The sequence below is a fragment of the Burkholderia sp. ABCPW 11 genome (assembly GCF_001523445.1).
Classification (GTDB): Bacteria; Pseudomonadota; Gammaproteobacteria; order Burkholderiales; family Burkholderiaceae; genus Burkholderia.
Genome location: NZ_LOVM01000001.1, coordinates 1 through 23,606 on the forward strand (window position 1 = coordinate 1; position 23,606 = coordinate 23,606).

22 protein-coding genes and 1 pseudogene are annotated in these 23,606 nt (G+C 70.4%); 21 read left to right on the top strand and 2 right to left on the bottom strand.

Annotated elements, in window-relative coordinates; translation table 11 throughout:
• Window positions 1-160: pseudogene (locus tag WS61_RS00005) on the bottom strand (ferritin-like domain-containing protein); the annotation flags it as partial.
• Between the two features lie 29 nt (window positions 161-189).
• Window positions 190-1,137 (bottom strand): fatty acid desaturase, encoded by a 948-nt coding sequence (locus tag WS61_RS00010; RefSeq protein WP_059498681.1) that lies wholly within the window; start codon window positions 1,135-1,137, stop codon window positions 190-192.
• 430 nt (window positions 1,138-1,567) lie between these two features.
• Between WS61_RS00010 and WS61_RS00015 the strand changes: the two genes are divergently transcribed.
• The 21 genes from WS61_RS00015 to WS61_RS00115 are packed head-to-tail and all read left to right on the top strand — an operon-like array spanning window position 1,568 to window position 23,606.
• Window positions 1,568-3,343: a fatty acyl-AMP ligase gene (locus tag WS61_RS00015; RefSeq protein WP_257125981.1), complete on the top strand. Its 1,776-nt coding sequence runs from the start codon at window positions 1,568-1,570 to the stop codon at window positions 3,341-3,343.
• A complete protein-coding gene (locus WS61_RS00020) occupies window positions 3,340-4,050 on the top strand; it encodes an ABC transporter ATP-binding protein (protein ID WP_059498683.1) in 711 nt (236 codons plus the stop codon). The genes WS61_RS00015 and WS61_RS00020 overlap by 4 nt, the downstream gene beginning before the upstream one ends.
• Complete coding sequence (locus WS61_RS00025) at window positions 4,022-5,239, top strand: ABC transporter permease (protein ID WP_059498684.1); 1,218 nt, start codon at window positions 4,022-4,024, stop codon at window positions 5,237-5,239. The genes WS61_RS00020 and WS61_RS00025 overlap by 29 nt, the downstream gene beginning before the upstream one ends.
• On the top strand, window positions 5,236-5,979 hold the full coding sequence (locus WS61_RS00030) for an outer membrane lipoprotein-sorting protein (RefSeq protein WP_059498685.1): 744 nt from the start codon (window positions 5,236-5,238) through the stop codon (window positions 5,977-5,979). The genes WS61_RS00025 and WS61_RS00030 overlap by 4 nt, the downstream gene beginning before the upstream one ends.
• Window positions 5,969-7,297 carry a hypothetical protein gene (locus WS61_RS00035; protein ID WP_059498686.1) on the top strand — a complete coding sequence of 443 codons (1,329 nt, stop codon included), beginning with the start codon at window positions 5,969-5,971 and terminating at the stop codon, window positions 7,295-7,297. The genes WS61_RS00030 and WS61_RS00035 overlap by 11 nt, the downstream gene beginning before the upstream one ends.
• Window positions 7,298-7,310: 13 nt before the next feature.
• A complete protein-coding gene (locus WS61_RS00040) occupies window positions 7,311-8,414 on the top strand; it encodes a hypothetical protein (protein WP_059498687.1) in 1,104 nt (367 codons plus the stop codon).
• Window positions 8,415-8,472: 58 nt separating this feature from the next.
• Window positions 8,473-8,727, top strand: a complete 255-nt coding sequence (locus tag WS61_RS00045) for an acyl carrier protein (protein WP_011350104.1) — start codon at window positions 8,473-8,475, stop codon at window positions 8,725-8,727.
• Window positions 8,728-8,734: 7 nt separating this feature from the next.
• Window positions 8,735-9,610, top strand: coding sequence for a hypothetical protein (locus WS61_RS00050; protein ID WP_059498688.1), 876 nt, complete (start codon window positions 8,735-8,737; stop codon window positions 9,608-9,610).
• Between the two features lies 1 nt (window position 9,611).
• Window positions 9,612-10,241: a hypothetical protein gene (locus WS61_RS00055; protein ID WP_059498689.1), complete on the top strand. Its 630-nt coding sequence runs from the start codon at window positions 9,612-9,614 to the stop codon at window positions 10,239-10,241.
• Between the two features lies 1 nt (window position 10,242).
• Window positions 10,243-11,226 carry a ferritin-like domain-containing protein gene (locus WS61_RS00060; protein WP_059498690.1) on the top strand — a complete coding sequence of 328 codons (984 nt, stop codon included), beginning with the start codon at window positions 10,243-10,245 and terminating at the stop codon, window positions 11,224-11,226.
• Window position 11,227: 1 nt separating this feature from the next.
• A complete protein-coding gene (locus WS61_RS00065) occupies window positions 11,228-12,217 on the top strand; it encodes a 3-oxoacyl-ACP synthase (RefSeq protein WP_059498691.1) in 990 nt (329 codons plus the stop codon).
• The gene (locus WS61_RS00070) at window positions 12,207-13,382 is read left to right on the top strand and encodes a PLP-dependent decarboxylase (RefSeq protein WP_059498692.1); all 1,176 of its coding nucleotides are present in this window, start codon (window positions 12,207-12,209) and stop codon (window positions 13,380-13,382) included. The genes WS61_RS00065 and WS61_RS00070 overlap by 11 nt, the downstream gene beginning before the upstream one ends.
• Before the next feature lie 20 nt (window positions 13,383-13,402).
• Window positions 13,403-14,986, top strand: a complete 1,584-nt coding sequence (locus WS61_RS00075; RefSeq protein ID WP_059498693.1) for an acyl-CoA ligase (AMP-forming), exosortase A system-associated — start codon at window positions 13,403-13,405, stop codon at window positions 14,984-14,986.
• The gene (locus WS61_RS00080; protein ID WP_059498694.1) at window positions 14,983-16,074 is read left to right on the top strand and encodes a hypothetical protein; all 1,092 of its coding nucleotides are present in this window, start codon (window positions 14,983-14,985) and stop codon (window positions 16,072-16,074) included. The genes WS61_RS00075 and WS61_RS00080 overlap by 4 nt, the downstream gene beginning before the upstream one ends.
• Window positions 16,074-17,921, top strand: coding sequence for an acyl-CoA dehydrogenase (locus tag WS61_RS00085; protein WP_059498695.1), 1,848 nt, complete (start codon window positions 16,074-16,076; stop codon window positions 17,919-17,921). The genes WS61_RS00080 and WS61_RS00085 overlap by 1 nt, the downstream gene beginning before the upstream one ends.
• 1 nt (window position 17,922) lies before the next feature.
• Complete coding sequence (locus tag WS61_RS00090; RefSeq protein WP_059498696.1) at window positions 17,923-19,161, top strand: citrate/2-methylcitrate synthase; 1,239 nt, start codon at window positions 17,923-17,925, stop codon at window positions 19,159-19,161.
• Window positions 19,162-19,189: 28 nt separating this feature from the next.
• Window positions 19,190-19,852, top strand: coding sequence for a class I SAM-dependent methyltransferase (locus WS61_RS00095; RefSeq protein WP_027786439.1), 663 nt, complete (start codon window positions 19,190-19,192; stop codon window positions 19,850-19,852).
• Window positions 19,853-19,855: 3 nt separating this feature from the next.
• Complete coding sequence (locus WS61_RS00100; protein WP_059498697.1) at window positions 19,856-20,929, top strand: TauD/TfdA family dioxygenase; 1,074 nt, start codon at window positions 19,856-19,858, stop codon at window positions 20,927-20,929.
• Window positions 20,930-20,940: 11 nt separating this feature from the next.
• Complete coding sequence (locus tag WS61_RS00105) at window positions 20,941-21,954, top strand: ATP-binding cassette domain-containing protein (RefSeq protein WP_059498811.1); 1,014 nt, start codon at window positions 20,941-20,943, stop codon at window positions 21,952-21,954.
• Window positions 21,947-23,026, top strand: coding sequence for an ABC transporter permease (locus WS61_RS00110; RefSeq protein ID WP_059498698.1), 1,080 nt, complete (start codon window positions 21,947-21,949; stop codon window positions 23,024-23,026). Before WS61_RS00105 ends, WS61_RS00110 begins: the two co-directional genes overlap by 8 nt.
• Window positions 23,027-23,063: 37 nt before the next feature.
• Window positions 23,064-23,606 (top strand): hypothetical protein, encoded by a 543-nt coding sequence (locus tag WS61_RS00115; protein WP_059498699.1) that lies wholly within the window; start codon window positions 23,064-23,066, stop codon window positions 23,604-23,606.

Consider the following 23,606-nt stretch of genomic DNA (forward strand, 5'->3'; position numbering starts at 1 on the left):
GCAGCGCCGACCATTCGGTGATCGCGTTCATCTTGATCGTCTTCGCCTGCTCGTCGGTGAGCAGCGAAGCGTCGAACCTGTCCCACGGAATGTCCTTCTCCATGTCCCAGCGGACAGCTTCGAGCGATCTGAAAAGTTCCGGATAGAGCATCGTCGTCATCGTCGTCGCAACGCACTCGGCATCGGCGGTCACGCCGATTGCGTGGACGCCGGCGCGACCGCTTCGGCATCGGGCTCGCGGTCGTCCCGATCGTCGTCCACCGAGCGCGGCGACAGCCGGCCGCGCAGCAACGCGTAGTAGAACTGTCGATAGGTGCGGTGGTAATAGCGGATGCGCGGCGCGATCGCGCCATGCAGGTCGTGCAACCGCTCGATCGGCAGGCTCGGCATCATGTGATGCTCGACGTGATAGTTGTTGCCGTTCGTGAACCATGTCATGAACGCGTTGCTCTCGATCGTCCGCGTGTTGCGGAACGGGTCGGTGCTCGTCAGGTCGCAGCGGTAGTGCTCGGGCATCTCGACCAGCGCATGCACGGGCGCCGCGACGCACACGAGCGGCACGACCCACACCCAGACGGCGAACCAGATGTGCAGCGCGAACGACAGCGCGGCAAGCAGCGCGATCGCCGCGGCCATCAGCAGATAGTCGCGGCGAATCGCGCGCGACACGAGTGCGTTGTCGCCGAAGCGCGCGCCCGGCACGACGAGCTTCGCGACGTTCTTCGCGAACTGGATATAGTGCGCGGCCATCGACAGCCGCCACGCCCACAGCCCCACATTGACGACGGGGCTCGCGCCATACTGGTCGCCGTAGTCGAAGAACTCCTTGTTCTCCGGCGTGCCGAGCAACCGGTGATGGCGCAGGTGGCTGTCCTGGTACGCGTGGAACGACACGAGCATCGGCATGCCGAGCAGCACGCCGAACACCATGTTCAGGCGCTTGCTGCGGAACCCCTGGTAATGCAGTGCCTGGTGCTGCAGCTCGACGCCGTGCGCATACATCGCGCCGATCAGCAGGATGCCGACGATCTTCACGATCACGAGCGTCGACAGCGCGAACATCATCCCGTGCGCGACAAGCGCGACGTACACCGCCAGCTTCAGCGAGAAGACCACGCCGCTCGGGCGGCTCTTCATGTCTGCAACCGGTTTCGAGCGGGCAACAAGCGATGAGGTGACGGACAAGACGCTCTCCTTGAGCCGGACCCTGCCCGGCACGATGACGCGGCGACGCTGGCGCGCTGCCGGGATGCAATTCTTCTGTGAGTCGATGTTTCGGACAAGCGAATTTTCCGAACGCATTGCATGACGCCTGCGCATGAGCGAACCACATCGTGAACTAGACGACCGGTCGAATGAGACCGACCAGTCACCTCGCGCCCCGAGCACGCTAATCATGCGAATAAGGAACCTGCGCCGGCCTTCGTGGATGCGCTCCGCTCATGCATAGCCTGCATAGATTCCGTTTGTCGCAGCGGATCGATCCGGCAAGAATCCACCTCACTCGACGAACGGCGCCGCCGGCACCGTGGCGCGAGCGGCCGTGTTCCTCAAGGGGAGAACCCTCGTGACGAAGTACGCATCCACCATTCATCGCCTGATCGAATCGCTCGAGGACGTCGCGGGCGCCATGCATCGCATGACGTTCGTCGACGACGCGGGCCACGAAGCCGGCATCACGTACCGGCGCTTCGCGGAAGAGGTGTTTCGCCAGGCCGGTGCGCTGCGCGAGCTCGGTGTGCGCGAGAACGATCTGGTGATGCTCGCGCTGCCCGCGTCGGTCGAGCATGCGGCCGCGATGATGGCCTGCGTGATGACGGGCGCATTGCCCTGCACCGTGCCCGTTCCCGCGCGGCGTGCAACGGCCGGACGGCAGGTGGCGGACGTCGCGTGCGAGTTGTACCGGCCGCGCATCGTCGTTGCCGCGGATGCGCAGGCCGCGGCCTGGCACGATGCGGCGTTTCCCGCGGCGTCCACGCGCGTCGTCGATCTCGCGATGCTGTCGAGCGCCGCGGATGCCGGCACGCGAGCGCTGATCAGCGCGAAGAGCGGCCGCGATCCGCATCATGTCCAGCTCACGTCAGGTTCGACGTCGCATCCGAAGGCCGCGGTGCTCAGCCACGAGAACGTGATCGCGAACGTGCTCGGCATCGGCGGGTCGGTGCGCTTCGATATCGCGGCCGGCGACGGCACCGCATCGTGGCTGCCGCTCTATCACGACATGGGGCTGCTCACGCTGCTGTCGAACCTCCACTACCGCGCACCGCTGCTGATGATGCAGCCGAACAGCTTCATCCGGAATCCGCTCGGCTGGCTCAAGCGCATCGCGTCGGTGCGCGCGACGACGACGTCGGTGCCGACCTTCGCGCTGCGCTATTGCGTGCGCCGCTTCAACGCCGCCGCGATGGACGGCGTCGATCTGTCCGCGTGCCGCAATATCTTCATCGGCGGCGAACGCGTCGACGATGCGACGCTGCGCGATTTCGCCGCGACGTTCGCGCCGTATGGCCTGGCGGCGTCGGCGCTGCAACCGTGCTACGGGATGGCCGAATCGACGCTCGCGGTATCGATGCACCGTGCATGGCACGAAGGCGCGGTCGACGGCGCACCGTACGTGATCGCCGACACGCTCGACCGGCGCGCGCTGATCGAGCGCCGCGACGCGCAGCCGGCCGCCGCGAACGACGGCCACGAGACGGATACCGAAGCGGACACCGAAACGGTGCTCGCGATGGGCACGCCGATCGACGGGATGGCGTTCCGCATCCTCGACGACGGCGACCACGCGCTGCCGAACCGTGCAGTCGGCGAAGTCGCGATCCGCGGCACGTCGGTGATGCTCGGCTACCTGAACCCCGACGACGGCACGATCGCCGCGCCGCTGACGGCCGACGGCTGGTTCCGCACCGGCGACATCGGCTACGTCGCGGACGGCCAGCTGCATATCCTCGGCCGCAAGAAGGAAGTGATCATCATTCGCGGCAGCAACTATTTTCCGCACGAGATCGAGGAAGCGCTGGCGTCGCACGGCGCGCTGCGCAAGAGCACGTGCATCGCGTTCGGTCTGCCCGATCCGGAAACCGGCACCGAACGGCTGGTCGTCGCGATCGAGGCGCGGCCCGTCGACGCCACGCCGCAAACGCGCTCGGAGTGCCAGCAGCTGCTCGCGTCGCGCATCGGGTTCGCCGCGCAGGATCTGTGTTTCGTCGAGCCCGGCTCGCTGCCGCGCACGACGAGCGGCAAGCTGCAGCGCCTGAAGTGTCGCGATCTCTATGCGAACGGCGCGTTGCCCGTGATTCCCGCGTCGGCCGCCGTCGAAACGGGCCAGGGAGCGTTCGCATGACGGCCGCGTCGCCTGGCCCCGTGCTCGAACTGCGCGACGTCACCCGCGTGTACGAGGGCGCGGGCCGCGTCGTCGCCGTACGCGGCGCGACGATCTCCATCGGCCGGCGCGACGTCGTCGCGCTCGTCGGCCCGTCGGGCAGCGGCAAAAGCACGCTGCTCAACCTCGCCGGCTTTCTCGACGTGCCGAGCAGCGGGGAACGCTGGCTCGAAGGCCGCCGGATCGACGACGCGCCGGACACGCTCGAACGGATTCGCCGCGAACGCATCGGCTTCGTGTTCCAGCAATTCAACCTGATTCCGGTGATGTCGGCGCTCGAGAACGTCGAGCTCGGCTGCTTCGCGTGGGGCACGCCGCGCACGCGGCGCGAACGCGCCCGCGCGATGCTCGACGCGGTGGGGCTTGCCGCGCGCGAACGACACCGCCCCGGCGAACTGTCGGGCGGCGAGCAGCAGCGCGTCGCGCTGGCCCGCGCGCTCGCCAAGGAGCCGGCGATCGTGATCGCGGACGAGCCGACCGCGAGCCTCGACAGCGCCAACGCGCGGGCGGTCGCCGAGCTGATCCTCGACACCAACCGCACGCTGGGCACCGCCTTTCTGATTGCGTCGCACGACGATCGTCTGTGCGCGCACCTGCCGCGCCGCATCGAGATGCGCGACGGCGTACCGGGAGTGAATCGTGAACTGGTCGACGTTTGCGTGGCGTAACCTCTGGCGCAACCGGCGCCGCACCGTGCTGACGATGGCGATGATCGGCGTCGCCGCGTTTGCGTCGAGCCTCGCGCTCGGCTACGTGATCGCGACGTTCGACGCGGTGCGCGAAGGGTCGATCGACAGCGGCGTCGGCCATGTGCAGGTGTTGCATCACGGCTATCTCGACCTGATCGGCGAACGGCCGCTGCAGTACGGGCTGACCGCCGACGAGCAGGCTGCCGCGACGCGCGCGATCGCCGCGCTGCCCGGCGTCGCGACGACCGCGCGCGGCATCGACTTCGACGGGCTCGTATCGAACGGCGATCTGAGCTACGGCTTCGTCGGCGAAGGGATCGAGCCGAACCGCGAGCCGCCCGGCTTCTTCGACTATCACACGGTGCTGTCGGGCCGCTATCTGTCGCCGACGCATGCGGGCACCGAAGTCGTCGTCGGCGCCGAGCTCGCGCGCAAGCTCGGCGTGCACGTCGGCTCGGTCGTGCAACTGATGGCGTCGACCGCGCACGGCGGCATCAACGCGACCGACGCGCAGATCGTCGGCGTGATGAGCACCGGCAACAAGGACGTCGACGAACGGATCGTCGACGTGACGTTCACGGCCGCGCAGGCGCTGCTGCGCACCGACCGCGCGTCGCGCATCGCGGTGTTCCTGTCGAATACCGCTCACACGCCGGCCGCCGCCGCGACACTGCGCGCCGCGCTGCCGACGCTCGACGTGCGGACCTGGGACCAGCTCGTGTCGCTCTATCACCAGGTCGTCGCGCTGTACAAGAACCAGTTCTCGGTATTCGGCGCCATCCTCTGCGTGACGATCCTGCTGTCGATGAGCAACTGGATCCTGATGAGCATCGTCGAGCGGCGCCGCGAGATCTCGACGCTGCGCGCGCTCGGCGTGCCGGCCGCCACGGTGCGCGGCGTGCTGATCCAGGAAACCGCGCTGCTCGGCCTGCTCGGCGCGGCCGCCGGCATCGCGCTCGCGCTGCTGACGATGGTCGCGCTCAATCACGCGCAGATCCACCTGCCCGCGCCGCCCGGTCGCGTGAAACCGATCCTGCTCGAATTCACCGTGTCGCCCGCAGCCGAGGCCGCCGTCGAAGCCGCGTTCGTCGTGCTCGGCGTGGCCGCGGCACTGCTCGCGACGCTCGGGCTCGCGAAACGCAACATCCTCGAAGGACTCGCCCCATGAATCGCATTCGCGTAACGTTCGCCGCGCTCGTCGCATGCGCGCCGCTCGCCGCCCACGCAGCCGACGTGCCGACGGCCCAGACCATGCTCGCCCGTGCCGACGCTTACCGCAGCACGGCCGCCGACACGCAGACGAACATCCGGATCACCAACGAAGTCGGCGGACAATCCGGCGACGCGACCCGCTATCTCGTCTACACGCGCGGCAACGGCGACACGCTCGCGCTCACGCGCAGCGGAGAAAACGACGGCCAGAAATATCTCGCGACCACGCGCGGGCACTGGTTCTATGTGCCGAACACGCGCAGCGCGGTGCGCATCAACGGGATGCAGCGACTGCAAGGCGAGGTCGTGATCAGCGACATCACGCGCACGCACTGGGCGGACAGCTATCGCGCGACGGCGGCTCCGGGCACGACGCCGATCGACGGCAAGCCGGCCACCGAGCTCGACCTGACCGCGACCGACCCCGACAACGTCTACCCGACGATCAAGCTGTGGGTCACGCCCGATACCGACGTGCCGGTGCGCGCGCAGTTCTTCCTCGCGAGCGGCCTGCTGTTTCGCAGTGCGGATTTTTCCGCGCCGGTCGACGCGAACGGCCGCAAGGTGATCCGCAAGATCACGTATCGCAACGAGGTCGAGAAGCAGCGCGCGAGCGTCGTCGACATCCTCGACGGCCAGCCGCGCAAGATTCCGTCGGGCTGGTTCAACCCCGACACGCTCGCCGATGGTCAATGAGTACGACGCCGATGCCGACGCCCATCGTGACCGCCTCCGTTCATCGTCCGGCCGGGCCAGCCGCAACTGGCCGGGTATCGCGCTCGCCATCCCGCTCGCGCTCGGCTGCACGCTCGCGCATGGAGAATCGCTGATGGATCAGCTCGGCACGCTCAACGGTATCGGCTACGCGCGCTCCGTCGACAGCATGGACGGCCGTGCGCTGCTCGGCCGCCTGATCGGCGACTCGCCGCGCAATCTGCAGGAAGCCGGCCTGCTCGCACGCATCGACGGCGAAAACCTGTTCGCGAACGCGCGCGTCGTCGCCAGTAATCATTCGCTCGGCGCGCAAGCGAGCCGCTTCAACGAAGCCGGCGTGCGCTACGCGTTCGACAACGGCATCACGCTCACGGCCGGCAAGCGGATCGACGCGCTCGACACGTCGCAGGCGTTCTTCCCGCTCGGCTTCTTCCAGAAACGGGCCGCGACGGCCGACATCTACGACCGCTACGGCGACGTCGAAGGCACGCCGCTCGTCGAAGCGAAATGGGCCGGCGAGCAGACCACGCTGCAGTTCATCGCCGGCGAGAACCGCACGCTGCGCAACGACGTCGACAACCGCGACGTCGAAGGCGCGACGCAGCTCGTGCGCGGCGCGTACAACTGGTCGGGCGGCTCGGCCGCCTTGCTCGCCGGCCGTCACGCGGGCCGCGGCGGCGCCGGCGCGACGCTGTCGTTCGACGTCGCGCGCTCGAACACCGTCTATGCGGGCGCCTGGCTCGAACGCGGCACGACGCGACCGCTGCCGGCCTTCATCGCGGACGGCACGCCGCTCGATTCGGCGGCCGCGTACGACGCCGTCGATCGCCGCAACGATCGCCAGATCATGTGGCGCAGCGCGGTCGGCATGCAGAGCGCGCTGCCCGGCAACCTGTCGCTGATCGTCGAGTGGTCGCACGACGAAGCGCGTTACGACGCCAGCCAGTGGCGCCGGATGGTCGGCGCGGTGCAGGCGAACAACGCGCTGCTGCCCGTCGCGCCCGGCGCCGCGCTGGCGGGCCTCGGCGGCACGGCCAACTTCGTGAGCGTCGACGGCAGCCTGCGCGACTATCTGTTCGCGCGGCTCGGCAAGAAAATCGGCCGCGTCGAGTATTCGCTGCGCGGCGTCTATTCGCCGCAGGACAAGGGCCTGCTCGCGATCGCGCAGGTCGTCGCCGACGTGAACAAGCGCGTGAGCGTCGACGTCGCCGTCACGCGCGCATTCTCCGACAGCCAGTCCGAGTACCGGATGGTCGGTCTCGGCACCCGTATCGACGCCGCCGTGCGCGTGCGTTTCTGACAGGAACCCTGCCATGTCCACGCTTTCCGTTCCCGCTTCGACCGCCACGCCGCCCTCTCCGCCACTGCTGCGCGTGGCCGACCAGGCCGCGTATCCGGTGCTGCGCCACCTCGACAATCTCGACACGATCGGCGCCCCGCCGCGTGCGGCGGCCCGGCTGGTCGAAGCCGCCGCCGTGCGGCTGCTCGACAGCGAGATGGTGATCGCGCTGCGTGCGTCCACACCGGACGTGCTGCCCGATGCGTCCGCGTCGACGCCGCTTCGGCACGACGAGGCGCCGCTCACCGAAGCGCTGCTCGAACAGATCGGCCGCGAAGGGTTTCATCACCTGTTCAAGCCGTTCATGCGCGCGTTCATCCGCATCATGTTCGGGCTGTTCTTCTCGGACGACCAGAACCGCCGCGCATGCGAGTGCATCGACGCCGGCCACAACTTCGCGTTCCTGATGAGCGACGGCGGCGGCCCGACGCTCGCCGCCTGGCGCACCGTCGTACGCAGCGACGACAACGGGCTCGCGCTCACGGTCGACAAGGTGTGGGGCATCGAGGCGCACCGCGACTGCATGGCCGTCGTCGCGGCACGCCTGCCGGGTGTGATGTTCCCGGCCGCTTATCTCGTGTGGCCCGACGAGTACCGAAAGCTGACACGCGCGACCTGCGGCGCGCCGTTCCTCGCGGGCAACCTGCAGCTCGCGAACGTCGCCGGCCAGGTGCGCATCGCCGCCGAGGATCGCTTGCGGATCGGCGGCCCGACCGTGTTCAACAAATACCTGACCGTCGTGCGGCCGTACTTCGTCCGCGCGTTGATGGCGCACGTCGGCTGGCTCGAACGGACCGGCCGCGTCGAGCTCGACGCCGACGCACGCGCGGTGCACCGCTTCATCGCGGACGCCGCGCGCAACCAGACCGACGACGCGCACTACAGCTTCGGCAAGGTGCAGCGCGTGCTCGCGATCAAGCTGCTGTCGAACGAGTTCCTGAGCGCGCTCGTCCGCGACGGCAAGGTGCCGCTGTTCGACGACCAGCGCGACCTGCTGGCGTTTTCGAAGATGGAAGGCAGTTCGTACCGTTGTTATCACGAGCTTCGCAAGAGCCTGCGCTGCGAAGCCGGCAGTTGACCCACGCGACAGGCCGATCGATCCCGATCAATCCAACTCAACTCCAGGAGCTCCCCTCATGACGACCCAGAACGTTCCGGCCGACGCGCTCGACATCCTGTCCCGCGAAGTCGCGAAGATCCTCAACGTCGAAACCGTCGACACGGACGCCGGCATCGGCGAACTCGGCATCGATTCGCTGAACATCGTCGAGCTGATCGTGTTCTGCGAACAGCTTTACGGTTCGATCGATCCGGAAGCGCTGAACATCACGCAATACACGACCCTGCAGCAGCTCGACGCGCAACTGCGCCGCCAGCAGCACGCGGCCTGATACGGCGATGCTCGCGCCCCTTGCCCCCGCGGCGGCCGTCGTCGTCCAGCCGGCCCCGGCGACCGCGCTGACCGTGCAGGCGCTCGCGTACCGACGCGTCGCGCCGTCGCGCGACGGCGCGGCCGTGCCGCTCGACGACACGGCCCGCGCGATCGGCGCACTAGCGTGTGCCGAACGCGAGCGACTGTGCGGCGCGATCGCCGCGGACGACTACGTGGTCAGCTCGACGATCCTGTCGATGCTGCTGATGAACGACTCGCCGCAGCATCGCGTGTTCGCGCAGGCGCTCGCCGGTACGAACGACTACACGCCCGACTGGATGACGTGCTCGTACGAGTGCGCGGGCTGGGGCTACGTGCTGCGCCGCACGCTCGCGACCGCGGCCGAGACCGGGCCGCGCACGCTGCTGCTGCAGATCGTCGACATCGACGTGCACGGCTATACGTACTGGCACGGCAATCCCGCCTGGGGGCGCTCGGGCTTCGGCGTCTGCACGCTGCTCGTCGACGTCGGTCGCGAACCGGCGCAGTCGGTCGTCGCGGACGCCGCGCCGCCGGCCAGCGCGGTCGTGCGGCTCGGTCGCGACATCCGCACGTTCTGCGCGGCGCGCCCCGGGCTGCATGCGGCGCTGCCGTTCTTTCCGGCCACGTCGCGCCGCGCACTGCTCGCGTCGGTCGGCAAGACGCCGCTGCTGCCGGACGGCCACGGCCTGTTCGGTCATGCGTTCGGCAGCGACCCGTGGCTGTCGGTGCTGCTCGCGCACCGCGACGGCGACACGCCGCGCCGCGCGGCCGTCTGCTCGCTCGCGCTGAACGGCTATTACGCGATCGCCGACGTCGCGTTCGCGCCGGACGCGACGTTCTCTCTCGACGGCGAGGCGTGACATGGTGCGGCCCGTTCACTTCACGTACCGGATCGCGCGCGACGCCCGGCAGCCGGTTGCGGTCGCGGCCAGCGCATACCGGATGCCGCTCGACACGCCGGCCGACTACGCACGCGCCGCGCTCGCGGAAGCGGCCGGCGATGCGTATGACGCCGGCAATACGTACGACGTGGCCGGCGGCGAACGCCGCGTGCTGCTCGACCACGTGCAGTATTTCGCATTCCTCGCGGAAATCACGGCGCGGATACGCAGCGCCGTGCACCCGGACGCGCGCCTGTTCATCGAAGTCTGTGCGCCGTATTTCGGCGCGCTGCCGGCCGAACTGCTCGCGCCGCACGTGCTGCTCGGCGTGCACCTGTACGACGAAGCGCTGCGCGACGCCGCGCGCGGCGCGCCGGTCGTCTGGATCGGCGACCGCATCCTGCGCGATGCGGAATTCGCCGGCGACAACCGCGTGTGCTGCGCAATCTGGCCCGCGCGTCTCGCCGATGCGTTCGACGCGCAACTGCGCGGCGCGTGGCCGGCCTATGCGATCCGGCTCGACCCGCACCCGGGTGCGTCGCGCGCCGCCGCTCCGTTCATCGATTCCGTCCATCATTCCGGCGCCGCCGCGCGGCCGGGGAGACCCTGATATGAATGACACGCTTACCGTGATGCAGGACACGGCCGATATCCGCTGGTCGATGCCCGTCGACGCGCTGATGTCGAACGACTACGCGCTGCGCGAAGAGGCGCTGAACCGGCTGTACGAGAAGGCGAAGGCCGCGCAGTGGGATGTCGCGACCGACGTCGACTGGCGCCACGACCTCGACCCGGCGAATCCGCTCGGCATGCCCGACCCGACGCTCCTGATCTACGGCACCGAGCTGTGGGGCAAGCTCGCCGACGCCGACAAGCGCGAGGTGCGCCATCACGCGCAGGGCTGGCTGCTGTCGCAGATCCTGCACGGCGAGCAGGCCGCGCTGATCTGCGCGTCGAAGCTCGCGTCGGCCGAGAGCGGCCTGAGCGCGCGGCTGTGCGCGGCCGCGCAGATGATGGACGAAGCGCGCCACGTCGAGGCGTACGCGAAGCTCGTCAACGAGAAGCTCGACGTCAGCTACCCGATGAGCCGCTCGCTGAAGGGGCTGCTGCACGACACGATCACGAGCAGCGCGCTCGACATGACGAACCTCGGGATGCAGGTGCTGGTCGAGGGCATCGCGCTGTCGATCTTCCAGAGCGTCGTCGCGTACAGCACCGATCCGTTCGTCAAGGACCTGTTCTTGCGGATCCAGCGCGACGAGGCGCGTCACTTCGCGGTCGGCCGGATCACGCTGTGCCGCGTGTACGCGGAGATGAGTGCGCACGAGCTGCGCGAGCGCGAGGAATTCATCTGCGAAGGCGCGGCCGTGCTGTACGAGCACCTGTGCGCGGACGACATCTGGGAACCGATGGGGCTGTCGAAGCGCGAATGCAGCGCGATGGTGCGCGAATCGCCGGTGTCGAGCTCGATCCGCCGCTCGATCTTCCGGCGCCTCGTGCCGACGATCCGCGAGATGGGCCTGCTCACGCCGACCGTGCAGGCGACCTTCGAAAAGCTCGACGTCCTCGACTACGCGGCGATGCCGCTCAACTGACATGACGATGCCCTCCCCCCACGCATCCCGCGACGCCGGCTTCTGGATCGGCGTCGACGCGGTGGCCTACGAGCTGCCGGGCCCGCCCGTCGATATCGAGGCCTGGGCCGCCGAGCGCGACTATCCGGCGCAGCGGGCGGCCGCGATCGCGCAGTCGGGCAGCCGCTATTTCCATATGGCACTCGACACGAGCGAGACCGATCTCGCGATCGCGGCCGTCGGCCGGCTGCTCGACACCGCGCGCGTGCATCCGTCCGACGTCGGCGCGATCGTGCACGTGCACACGCAGCAGTTCAGCGTGCCGCCAGCGCCGCGCAGCCTGCCGCATGAAGTGGCCGCGCAATTCGGCATCGAGCCGCTGTGGCTCGGCTCCGTCGCGCAACTGAACTGCGTGTCGGTCGCGGCCGGCATCGAGACCGTGCGCGCGCTGATGCGCCGCCATCCGCAGCTCGATGCGGCGCTCGTCGTGTCGTCCGACCGCGTGTACGGCGAGGATTACCGGATGCGGCAGATGACGGGCGTGCAGTGCGACGGAGCGGCCGCGATGCTGATCGCGCGCAACAGCACGAAGAACCGGCTCGGCGGCATCGCGATCGAGACGCACGCGAAATGGCATCGCGGGTCGGACACCGTCGCCGCGAACGAGGCCGACCTGATCATGATGGAGTGGCCGTACACGCGCCGCGCGATCGACGCGGCCGTCGCGCTCGAGCCGCATGCGCTCGACGCATACGATCTCGTGCTGCCGCACAACGCCGATCTGCCCGGCTGGAACGCGCTGTGCCGCGCGATGCGCGTGCCGGCCGAGCGGCTGTATGCGGAAAACATCCATGCGCGCGGCCACGCGTGCTGTTCGGATTTTCCGATCAACCTGGCCGACGTGGGGCTCGATGCACTCGCGCGCGGCCGGCGCGTGCTCGGCGTGATGCAGTCGAACTGCGGCGCGTATGCGGCCGCCACGCTTCATCCGGTAGGTCGCCATGACGCCTGAGCGCCCGCTTCCGCCCGCCGGCGACTACGCATGGATCGCCGACCTGCGCACGCCGTGCTACGTGTACGAGCCGGACGTCGCGATCGCCCGCTACCGGTCGCTGAAGGCGCGGCTCGGCACGCGGCTGATCGTGTCGCTGAAGGCGAACCCGAACCAGGACATGCTCGCGCGTTGCGCGCATGCGTACGAGGACGGCGTCGAACTCGCGAGCCGCGGCGAACTCGACGCGGTGATCGGCCGGATCAGGACGCCGCGCTACCTGAACAATCCGTCGATGGACGAGATGTTCATGCGCGCGGGGCTCGCGTCGCGCTGCCATTTCGTGCTCGACAACCCGGACGCGGTCGCGCGTTTCGTGCCGCTCGCGCGCGAAGCGGCGGCCGGCGGCAGCACACCCGGCGCGGTGCTGCTGCGCGTGAACGCCGGCGCGCTGGCAGGCGTCCACGCGAAGGCACTGTGGCACGACCACTTCGGGATGACGCCGAACGAGGCGCACGACGCGGTGCGCACGCTCGCGGCCGCCGGCCTGCCCGTGGCCGGGCTGCACGTGTTCTCCGGCCCGCATTCGTTCATCCGCCAGGACGCGACGCAGCCCGACACGCTCGTGCTGCCCGAATTGCTCGCGGCGCTGGCCCGCGATCTCGCGCCGGCCAACGGTGCGCCGCTCGGCGCGCTGAGCCTCGGCGGCGGCTTTGCCGACGATCACCCGGGCGATGCCGCGTTCGAACGCTATGCCGCCGCGCTCGCGCCGCTGGCCGGCCGGTATTCGCTCGCTCACGAATCCGGCCGCGCGATCTTCGCCGATGCGGGCGTGTTCGCGACGCGCGTCGTCGCGGTGAAGGCGTGGCAGGACCGCACGATCGCCGTCTGCGACGGCGGCCTGTCGCATGCGTTCCTGCTCGCGCAGACCGAATCGGTGATGCGCCGCCTGGCCGCGCCGTCGCTCGTGCGCCGCGCACCCGCGCCTGCGCCTCGCGGCGTGCCGACGCTTTACGTCGGCAGCACCTGCAGCCGCGCGGACGTGATCGGCCGCGACGACACGGGCGCGCCGCCCCAGGTCGGCGACATCGCCGTGTTCGCACGGTGCGGCGCGTATCACCGCACGTACTCGATGGCGCATTTCCTGTCCCACGAAGCCGCGCACGTGTACGTGCGGCCGGCCTAGACCTTCCAGAGGAGCCGATCATGAACGCATTGATCAGCATCGCCGACCTGCTCGAACACGGCGCGCAGCGCTGGCCGCAGCGTCCGGCGTATGCCGACGGCGGCGGCACACTGACTTACGACCAGCTCGCCCGCGCGGTCCGGCGCGCCGCCGCCGTGCTGGCGGCGCGCGGCGTGCAGCCCGGCGAACGCATCGCGATCTACGCGCCGAAGCGCATCGAAACCGTGGTCGCGATGCTCGCGGCCAACGCACTCGGCGCGATCTTCGTGCCGGTCAATCCGCAGTTGAAGGAAGCGCAGATCGAACATATCGTCGCCGACAGCGGCGCCGCGCTGTTCGTGACCGGCGCGCAGCGGCTCAAGCGCCTGCCGGCGCTCGCCGCGCTCGTCGGCGAACGCGTGATGCTGATGGAGGCACTGGCCGATGCGATCGACTCGCCCGGCACCGACACGCCGGCATCGGCAACGGCCGCCGCCGGCCGCCCGGTCGACGACGATCCGGCCGCGCTGCTCTACACGTCCGGCTCGACCGGCAAGCCGAAAGGCGTCGTCGTGTCGCACCGCAACCTGGTGTCGGGCGCGTTCAGCGTCGCCGCGTACCAGGGGCTCGCCGAAGACGACGTCGTGCTCGGCGTGCTGCCGCTCAGCTTCGATGCGGGCCTGAGCCAGCTCACGACCGCGCTGGCGTCCGGCGCGTGCTATACGCCGCTCGACTTCCTGCAGCCGGCCGAAGTGCCGCGCCATTGCGACGCGTTCGGCGTCACGTCGATCACCGGCGTGCCGCCGCTGTGGATGCAACTCGCGTCCGCCGGCTGGAGCGACGCCGCGCGCACGCGGATCCGCCGCTTCGCGAATACCGGCGGCCATCTCGCGACGCCGCTGCTGCACCGTCTGCAGGCGCTGTTCACGCATGCGTCGCCCTACCTGATGTACGGGCTCACCGAGGCATTCCGCTCGACGTACCTCGCACCGGCCGACGCGGCGCTGCGCCCGACCTCGATCGGCAAGGCCGTGCCGAACGCGGAAATCCTCGTGCTGCGCGCGGACGGCAGCGAATGCGCGGCCGACGAACCCGGCGAACTCGTGCATCGCGGCGCGTTCGTCACGCTCGGCTACTGGAACCGGCCCGAGCTGACCGCGCAGCGCTTTCGCCCGCTGCCGCGCCGGCACGGCGAGATCCCGCGCCCGGACGTCGCCGTGTGGTCCGGCGACATCGTGCGGCGCGACGCGGACGGCTACCTGTATTTCGTCGCGCGCGGCGACGACATGATCAAGACGTCCGGCTATCGCGTAAGCCCGACCGAGGTCGAGGACGTGCTGTTCGCGTTGCCGCACATCCGCGAGGCCGCCGTGTTCGGCGTGCCGCACCCGGCGCTCGGCGAAGCGATCGCCGCGTGCGTCGTGTCGACGCTCGACGCCGCCGCCTGCCGCGCCGACATCGCGCGGGCGTGCCGCGACGCGTTGCCCACCTACATGAACCCGCTCGTCGTCGAGTCGCTGCCGGCGCTGCCGCGCAACCCGAACGGCAAGATCGACCGGCCGGCGCTGAAAGCGCAGTATCGCGACGCATTCGCGCGCCCGAACCTCGAGGAGACCGCCGCATGACCCTGTCGACGCTCGATGAAACCTGTATCGGCGCGCCCCGCGTCGCCGCGCCCGGCACGCTCGCGTTGTCCGGCGGCGTCGTGGTGCTGCCGCCCGCCGTCGTGTTCAGCGCGATCCAGGCGCAGGAGCGCCATCCCGGCTACCGGCACCTGCTGCTGCCGCAGGCGCGCTTTGCGCGGCCGCGCGGCACGGGCGCGCTGACGCCCGACGAAGGCACGCGCCTCGCGCCGGGCGGCCGGCCCGCGCTGCGCGTCGCGCCGCCCGGGCGTAGCCTCGCCGATCTGGCCGCCGATGCCGCGCTCGACCTGCGCGATCAGCTCGGCTCCGGCGCGCTTGCGCGCACGACGCACGTGATCGTCGCGAGCTGCGCACTCAACGAAGGCATCGGCGACTCGGTCGTCGGCCGCATGCAGTACGAACTCGGGCTGCAGCGCGTGACGCCGTTCGCGCTCGGCCAGAACGGCACGCTCGGCTGGTATTCCGCGCTGATGCTGCTCGACGGGCTGCTCGACGAAGGCGACCAGGCGCTCGTGATCCTCAGCGACAAGTGGCTCTATCCGTTCTTCCGCCAGTTCGGCGACCTGGTCGGCTACGGCGACGCGGCCGCGGCACTGCTCGTCTCGCGCGCGGGCCCGGCGCCGGAGCCGGCCGCGTGGGGCGGCGTCCGGGCGGTCGCGCTCGAATTCGGGCCATCGATCGCCGATCCGTGGGCCGATGCGCCGGTCACGCTGCGCGACACGCTCGCGCCGGTCGCCGCCCGCGCGATCCGCCGCGCGCTCGAGCAGGCCAACCTGCGCGCGAGCCAGATCGACTGGTGTGTGCCGCCCGGCTTCGATCCCGGCTTCGCGGCGCGCGTGGCCGACGCCGCGTCGATTCCGGTCGCCGCGCGCATCCAGCACGACGGATCGGGCCATCTGTCGTCCGCCGAATCGGCCGCCGCGCTGATCCGGCTCGCGGGCGCGCTGGACGAAGGCGAACGCCGCACGGTGCTCGTGTGGGACGCGGCGCTGCACGGCGCGGCGGCCGCGGCCGTCGTCGATCTGGCCGGCGGCCTCGACGCCGCGCTCGATATCGAAGGAGACGCATGATGAGCGCATACAAGGTCAGCCTGCGCGAACTGCGCTTCTTTCTGTGGGAACTGTTCGAGGCCGACCGGCACTTTCTCGAACATGGGCCGTACAGCGCGCACGACCGCGCGTCAGTGGATGCGCTGCTCGAACGCGCACGCGATTTCGCGCTCGACCTCGGCCGCAGCTACCAGCAGGCCGACGTCGAGGGCTGCACGCTGCTCGACGACGGCCAGGTACGGATTCCTTCGCATTTCCACGCGCTGTGGGCGCGCTTTCGCGACGAGTGGTCGAACACGCTGTTCGGCACCGCGCACGGGCTGCCGCCGATCGTCACGCAGATGATCTACGAGATGTTCATGGGCGCGAATCCGTCGTTCATGACCTACGGCGGCTTCACGCGCCCCGCGATCAAGCTGCTGCAGATGCACGGCACGCCGCACCAGAAAGCGCTCGTCGCGCCGCTCGAAGCGTACCGCTGGGATGCGTGCTTCTGCGCGACCGAGCCGCAGGCCGGCACCGACCTCACCGCGGTCGCGCTGCGTGCGACGCCGCTCGAACGCGACATCTACGCGATCGACGGCGAGAAAGTCTATATCTCGGCCGGCATGCACGAGCTGACGGAGAACACGCTGTACTTCGTGCTCGGCCGCATCGACACGGCGTCGCCGGATTCGTTCTCGCTGTCGTGCCTCGTCGTGCCGCGCTTCTGGCCCGACGAGGCAACCGGCGAGCTGCAACCGAACCACGTCGACTGCATCGGCCTGCCGCGCAAGATGGGGCTGAAGGGTTGCGCGAACACGCACCTCGTGTTCGGCGCGAACGGCACGACCAAGGGCTGGCTGCTCGGCGGCCGGCGCAACGTCGGGTTGCTGCAGTTGATGCCGCTGATGAACCAGGCGCGGATGAGCACCGGAATGTTCGGCGTCGGCGTCGCGTCGAGCGCGTACCTGCATGCGGTCGAGTATGCGGGCCGCCGGCTGCAGGGCCGGCCGATCGAGCGCGCGTCGAACACGAATGCCGCGCGCGTCGCGATCGTCGAGCACGCGGACGTGCAGCGCATGCTGGTCGACATGAAAAGCCGCGTCGACGGCTGCCGGGGGCTGCTCGGCAAGCTCGCGGCGACCGCGACGCGCGCGGCGATGCTCGAAGCGACGCCCGACGCCGACCCGGCCGAGATCGAACGCCATCGCAAGCTGCAACTGCTGCTGACGCCGATCTGCAAGGCGTTCATCTCCGACCAGGCGTGGCGCATCTGCGAGACGGCGATCCAGGTGCACGGCGGGCTCGGCTACACCGACGCGAGCCCCGTCGAGCAGAACGCGCGCGACGTGAAGATCCTGTCGATCTGGGAAGGCACGAACTACATCCAGGCGCAGGACCTCGTGCGCGACAAGCTCGGCTTCGGCCGTCATTCGCGGCTGATCCAGTACTACCGCGACGAACTCGACGCATTCCTCGCCCATCAGCATCAACCCGGCACGCATGCGGAGCTGCGGCCGCTGTTCGATGCGCTGCGTGCGGGCGCCGACCGGATCGCCGCCGCGCTCGACGACATCGCGCGCGACGTGCAGGACGGCCACACGCATCGCAGCAGCCAGTTCTACACGCGTTTCCTGGAGATGTTCGGCGTGGTCACGTCGGCGTGGGTGCTGCTCGAATCGGCGACGATCGCCGCGCGCCGGCTCGACGCGCCCGAAACGGCCGACGTGCCGGCCGAGCTCGCGTTCTATCGCGGCAAGTTGAAAAGCGCGCGCTACTACTTCGCGAACGTGCTGCCCGTCGTCGACCAGCACGCGGCCGTGATCGCCGCGATGGCGCACGCGGCGATCAGCGTCAGCAGCGACGAACTCGCCGCGGCGGAATGACATGGACACGACACTCGATTCCGGCACCTCCGTCCCCGCGGCCGGCGATGCACCGCGCAACCTGCTGGGCCGCCCGGCGACGCGCCATCGCGGCACCGACATCGACGGCGCGACGCTCGACCCCGAAGCGCTGCGCGTGCGCGACCTCGACCTGAACGCGCTGATCGGGGCGACGACGTTCGAAGGCGCGCTCGCGCATCTGTGGTTCGACGTCGCGCCCGGCAGCGCCGCGCATCGCGCGCACGAGGCGGCGCTCGGTGCGCGGCTCGCGGCGTTCGCCGACGCGCTGGCGCCGGGCTCGGTCGGCCAGTCGGTCGCCGCCGACCTCGGCGCGGCAGGCGTCGCGCCGGTGTTCGCGGCCGCGTCCGGCCTGCTGCGCGGCCTCGACGACGTGACGGCGCGCGTGCGCGGCCCGGCGCCGGACGATGCCGATCTCGACACGATGCTGCTGTGCGCGGCCGCCGCGCCGTTCCTGCTGCACGCGGCGATCGAGGGCCGGCCGTTCGCCGCCGGCACGTCCGGCCGCGCGTCGCTCGACGCAGCCGCGACGCACGCGCAACGCATGCTCGTGCTGACCGGCGCGACGCGCGGCGATGCGCCGGCGCAAGCGGCCATGGACATGCTGCTCGTCGCCTGGCACGCCGGCTTCGGCTACATCACGCCGACCGTGCTCGCGCCGCGCGTCGCGATCGGCACCGGCGTCACGCTGGCGCAGGCGATCGCGTCCGGCTTCCTCGCCAGCGGGCCGTCGCACGTCGGCGCGGCGCTCGAAGCGATGCAGTGGCTCGCGGCGCTCGCACGCTCGGTGCCGGGCGGCACCGGCGCGCCGCCGGCCGCGCTCGACGCGGCCGGGCGCGCGGCGATCGATGCGGCGCTCGACGCGAAACGCACGCTGTACGGCTTCGGCCATCCGCTGTTCGTCGCCGATCCGCGTCCGCCGCACCTGCGCGGCCGGTTCGCGGCATGCGGCTTCGACGGCGGCTACGTGACGCTGTTCGACGCGTGCTGCGCGCAGGCCGACGCGCGCCGTGCGCTGCGGCCGAACATCGATTTCCTGACCGCCGCGACGCTGCTCGAACTCGGCGTCGCCGCGCCGTCGTGGGGCGTCGGCGTCGGGCTCGGCGCGCGCATCGCGGCGATGGCCGCGCATGCGGTCGAACGGCGCCGCCGCCCCGCGTTCGGCGTCAACAGCGCGACCGCGCGACGGCTGCTGGCCGCCGTGCCGGTCGGCTGGCTGTGAACCCTCACCCTTTCGCACAAGGAACGTCATGCTGCTCAAGAACCTGCGCCCGGCGAACGACTACGATCGCTTCGCCACCGAAACGCTCGAACCCTGGGACCTGCTGTTCATCAGTCGCATCCGCCAGCTGGCGCGCGGGATGACGCCCGGCACGATCGCCGACATCGGCACGGCCACCGGCGTCGTGCCGGTGCGCCTGGCGACCGATCCGGCGATGCGCGGCTGGCGCTACGTCGGCATCGACCTCGATCCGGCGATGCTCGACGAAGGCCGCCCACGCATCCGCGAACTCGGGCTCGACGACACGATCGAGATGCGCGTCGGCGACGCGCTCGCGCTGCCGTTCGACGACGGCACGCTGACGATGGCGGTCGGCCGCGCGACGCTGCATCACCTGCCCGACAAGGCGCTCAGCCTGACCGAGATGTACCGCGTGCTGGAGCCGGGCGGCATCGCGCTCGTGCACGACATGCGCCGCGACGCGCCGCAGCACCTGCTCGACCGCTTCACCGAGATGCGCGCGGCCGCCGACTATCCGCCGACCCACGTCGAGGAAAAGATCACGCTCGACGAAGCGCACGCGCTCGTCGCCGCGGCCGGCCTCGCGGCGGTTGCGTCGATCTACAGCCCGAGCGCGGGGCTCGGCGCGCTCGGCTTCGAAATCCTGCTGAAGAAACCGGCGCTGGCCTGAGCGATGACCGATCTCGCCTTCCTCGCCGCCCATGCCGCCGCACGGCTCGGCGCCGACGACGTGCACTGCGCGGCGGTCGCGCCCGGCGCGACGCTGCCGCTGTGCGTGACGCCGCGCAGTGCCGAACTCGCGACGTCGCCGGAGATGTTCGTCGCGTGGTACCGCTCGCGGCTCGACACGATCGACACGCTGCTCGACGCATGCGGCGCACTGCTGTGGCGCGGCTTCGCGGTACCCGACACCGCCGCGTTCGGCCGCCTCGGCGCACTCTATCCGGCGCACGCGAACGGCTATACGGCCGGCGCCGCCCCGCGCCGGCAGATCGACGGCCAGGTCTACGAGTCGACCCGCATGCCGCCGCCGTTCAGGATCGGGCTGCATCAGGAGATGGCCTACATGCCCGCGTTCCCGCGCCTCGTCGCGTTCTACTGCCGGCAGCCGGCCGACGCGGGCGGCGAGACGCCGATCTGCGACATGCGCCGCGTGACCGCGCGCGTGCCGGCCGCGCTGCGCGAGCGGTTCGCCGAACGCGGCGTGATGTACCTGCGCAATTTCGCGGCGCCGGGCGACCGCGCCGACGGCCTCGCCGCAAACCCGAACCTGCCGTTCGCCGCCTACCATCGGCCGTGGGACGACGCATTCGGCACGATGGATCGCGACGAGGTCGAGCGGCTGTGCGCGGAGCGCGGCGTCGGCTGCCGCTGGCTCGACGACGGCAGCGTGACCGTGTCGCACGTCGGCAGCGCGCTGCGCACGCATCCGCGCACCGGCGAGACGGTGTGGTTCAACCAGGCGAGCGCGCAGCACCCGAATCCGCGTTCGATGGGCGAGCTCAGCTATCGCTACCTGCAGCGCATGTACGGCGCGCGCGCCGCGTTCCCGTACGAGATCCGCTACGGCGACGGCGCGCCGATGCCGTTCGACGATCTGGTGGCGATCTACGACGCGCTCGACGACGAGGAGCGGGCGTTCCCGTGGCAGGCCGGCGACGTGCTCATCGTCGACAACATGCTGGTCGCGCACGGCCGCAACCCGTACCGCGGTGCGCGCGACACGCAGGTCATGCTGTTCGACTGAGGATGCCCACGATGAGCGTTTCGCTTCTTGCGTCCGTGCGCGCGATGTTCGGCCCGCCCGCCGCGTTCGACCGGCCGCAGCGCGCGGGCCTGCCGCCGCTGCCCGATGCACATGCGCCGGGCGCGGCGCTCGGCGCGCGCGCGATCGACGTCACGGCCGGCGATTTCCGTTTCTCCGCGCGCCACGTGCGGTTCCGGCTCGGCGCGATCACCGCGATCGTCGGGCCGAACGGCTCGGGCAAGACCACGCTGCTCGAAACGCTGCTCGGCTTCCGGCGCGGCGGCAGCGACGTGCGCGTGCTCGACGTGCCGGCCGAACGCTTCATGCGCGATTCGCGGTCGCTGCAGCGGATCGGCGCGCAATTGCAGAAGGTCGAGTATCCCGATCATCTGCGCGTCTCGGAGATCGTCGCGCTGCACCGCGCGATGTACGCGCACACCGATGCGGCGATCGCCGATGCGCTCGGCATCGCCGAACTGCTCGACAAGCCGTGCCGCGCGCTGTCGAAGGGGCAGCGCCAGCGCGTGGACCTGTACGTCGCGCTCGCGCACCGGCCCGAGCTGGCCGTGCTCGACGAGCCGTTCACGGGCCTCGACCGCCGCTATGCGGGCGTCGTGATCGACCTGCTGCGCCATCGCGCGCGGGGCGCGAGCGTCGCGATGATCTGTCATTCCGAGGAAGAACTGAGCGTGGTCGACGATCTCGTCTGGGTGCGCGACGGCGGCGTGCGCTACCAGGGCGACCGGGACACGCTGCGCGCCGAGCTCGTCGGCGATGCGCGCGCGGTCCTGCATTGCCGCGACGAAGCCGACGCGCGCGCGCTGCACGAGCGGCTCGCGGCGCTGCCCGGCGTGACCGGCGTGCGCGTGTCGGCCGCGCACGTGGTCGAGGCGTTCGGCGATGCGACGCTGCATCCGAACGTGCACCGGATCGTCGGCGAACGCGGCATCCAGCATCTCGCGCTCGCGCCGAGCACGCTGGGCGACCTGCTGCGCCTGTGCACCGAGGGCCCGACCCATGACTAAGGTGTTCCTGATCCTCGTGCGCAACGAGCTGCTCGGCTATCTGCGCAGCCGCTCGTCGCTGTTCTGGACGCTCGTGTTTCCGGTGTTCCTGCTGAGCGTGATGCTGTTCGCGTTCGGCGGCTCGGGCTCGCTCGGCACGGCCGACATCGCGTTCGACGCGCCCGGCGGCGCGACGCCGTACAGCCGCGCATGCGAAGCGCAGATCGTCGACAGCCTGTCGCACAGCGACACGGTGAAGGCGACCTTCGGCGGCCGCGGCGCGCCGGCCGATCGCGTGACCGTCGTGCTCGGCGCCGACGAACGCACGCCGGCGACGATCCGCTACGACTTCAACGGCCCGCTCGCGGTCAAGGCCGCGTCGCGCGTCGTCGAGATCGCGCTCGCGCGCTGCGCCGCGCAGCGGCTCGGGCTGCCGGCCGCGCAGGCGCGCTTCGAGAATGCCGCGCCGACGCGCCGGCCGTTCGACTACGGCGCGTTCTTCGCGACCGGCATCCTGGTGATGGCGTTCATGGCGATCGGCCTGAACTCGACGACCACCGCGATCGCCGCGCTGCGCGAGCGCAATACGTTCAAGCTGTACGTGTGCTTCCCGGTCTCCCGCGGCGTGTTCCTCGCCGCGCTGATCGTCGCGCGCATGGCGATGATGGCGCTATCGGCGCTCGTGCTGCTGACGGTCGCACGCGTCGCGTTCGGCATCGCGCTGCCGATCGCGACGCCGGACGGGCTGCGCGCGTTGCCGATCGTGCTGCTCGGCGCGGCGATGGTGCTGAGCATCGGCGTGCTGCTGGCCAGCCGCACCCGGTCGCTCGCGGCGGCCGAACTCGCGTGCAACGTCACCTACTACCCGCTGCTGTTCTTCAGCGACCTGACGATCCCGATGCACGACGCGCCCGCGTGGCTGAAGGCCGGGCTCGCGTTCCTGCCGACCAACCAGTTCGCCGTCGCGCTGCGCGGCGCGCTGGTCGACGGCGCACCGTACGCGCAGCTCGCGCCGCAACTGCTCGGCATGACCGCGTGCACCGCGCTGTTCCTGTTCGCCGCCGCGCGACTGTTCCGCTGGCACGACGCCTGACGCGTCGCCACGCCGTTTCGACGAAGGAGAGACACCGATGAAATCGAACCATCCCATAACCGACTACCTGCTGCATGCGAGCAACTTCCTGCCGGCGATCGTGTTCCTGTTCTACGGCCGGCTCGGGCCGGAGCAGCCGGGCCTGCGCTGGACCCACGCGTTCCTGATCGGCGGCGTGCTCGCGCTCGTGCACGGCGCGTGGCTGATTCGCCGCGCGGAGCGCAACAGCATCGCGATCGGCGTCGACCTGTTCCTCGTGATCGGCGCGGTGCTCGCGCTCGTCTCGCCGACAGGTAGCCGTCTGTGGGGCGAGGAACTCGGGCCGGCCGCGATGCTCGTCTGCGTGCTGGTGGTCGGCATCGTCCATACCGCCTGGTCGGATGGCGGCTTCGTCGACGGTGCGTTCGTCGACCACGCGCGTGCGCGTTCGCTGTCGCTCGTGCTGCTCGCCGTCACCGTCGTCGCGCTCGCGGTGTCGATCGCGATGCGCCACAGCCCGCTGTGGGGCGGCGTCGTGCCGCTGATCGCACTGGTCGTCGTGCGCGGCCGGCTGCGCAAGCAGCTCGCGCGGGCAGGCTGA

What these genes read in the sequence shown, in the direction of transcription:
- WS61_RS00010 (WP_059498681.1), bottom strand. Translation starts at nt 1,137, where the DNA reads ATGAAGAGCCGCCCGAGCGGCGTGGTCTTCTCGCTGAAGCTGGCGGTG.
- WS61_RS00020 (WP_059498683.1), top strand. Translation starts at nt 3,340, where the DNA reads ATGACGGCCGCGTCGCCTGGCCCCGTGCTCGAACTGCGCGACGTCACC.
- WS61_RS00030 (WP_059498685.1), top strand. Translation starts at nt 5,236, where the DNA reads ATGAATCGCATTCGCGTAACGTTCGCCGCGCTCGTCGCATGCGCGCCG.
- WS61_RS00035 (WP_059498686.1), top strand. Translation starts at nt 5,969, where the DNA reads ATGGTCAATGAGTACGACGCCGATGCCGACGCCCATCGTGACCGCCTC.
- WS61_RS00040 (WP_059498687.1), top strand. Translation starts at nt 7,311, where the DNA reads ATGTCCACGCTTTCCGTTCCCGCTTCGACCGCCACGCCGCCCTCTCCG.
- WS61_RS00045 (WP_011350104.1), top strand. Translation starts at nt 8,473, where the DNA reads ATGACGACCCAGAACGTTCCGGCCGACGCGCTCGACATCCTGTCCCGC.
- WS61_RS00050 (WP_059498688.1), top strand. Translation starts at nt 8,735, where the DNA reads ATGCTCGCGCCCCTTGCCCCCGCGGCGGCCGTCGTCGTCCAGCCGGCC.
- WS61_RS00055 (WP_059498689.1), top strand. Translation starts at nt 9,612, where the DNA reads ATGGTGCGGCCCGTTCACTTCACGTACCGGATCGCGCGCGACGCCCGG.
- WS61_RS00060 (WP_059498690.1), top strand. Translation starts at nt 10,243, where the DNA reads ATGAATGACACGCTTACCGTGATGCAGGACACGGCCGATATCCGCTGG.
- WS61_RS00065 (WP_059498691.1), top strand. Translation starts at nt 11,228, where the DNA reads ATGACGATGCCCTCCCCCCACGCATCCCGCGACGCCGGCTTCTGGATC.
- WS61_RS00070 (WP_059498692.1), top strand. Translation starts at nt 12,207, where the DNA reads ATGACGCCTGAGCGCCCGCTTCCGCCCGCCGGCGACTACGCATGGATC.
- WS61_RS00075 (WP_059498693.1), top strand. Translation starts at nt 13,403, where the DNA reads ATGAACGCATTGATCAGCATCGCCGACCTGCTCGAACACGGCGCGCAG.
- WS61_RS00080 (WP_059498694.1), top strand. Translation starts at nt 14,983, where the DNA reads ATGACCCTGTCGACGCTCGATGAAACCTGTATCGGCGCGCCCCGCGTC.
- WS61_RS00085 (WP_059498695.1), top strand. Translation starts at nt 16,074, where the DNA reads ATGAGCGCATACAAGGTCAGCCTGCGCGAACTGCGCTTCTTTCTGTGG.
- WS61_RS00090 (WP_059498696.1), top strand. Translation starts at nt 17,923, where the DNA reads ATGGACACGACACTCGATTCCGGCACCTCCGTCCCCGCGGCCGGCGAT.
- WS61_RS00095 (WP_027786439.1), top strand. Translation starts at nt 19,190, where the DNA reads ATGCTGCTCAAGAACCTGCGCCCGGCGAACGACTACGATCGCTTCGCC.
- WS61_RS00100 (WP_059498697.1), top strand. Translation starts at nt 19,856, where the DNA reads ATGACCGATCTCGCCTTCCTCGCCGCCCATGCCGCCGCACGGCTCGGC.
- WS61_RS00105 (WP_059498811.1), top strand. Translation starts at nt 20,941, where the DNA reads ATGAGCGTTTCGCTTCTTGCGTCCGTGCGCGCGATGTTCGGCCCGCCC.
- WS61_RS00110 (WP_059498698.1), top strand. Translation starts at nt 21,947, where the DNA reads ATGACTAAGGTGTTCCTGATCCTCGTGCGCAACGAGCTGCTCGGCTAT.
- WS61_RS00115 (WP_059498699.1), top strand. Translation starts at nt 23,064, where the DNA reads ATGAAATCGAACCATCCCATAACCGACTACCTGCTGCATGCGAGCAAC.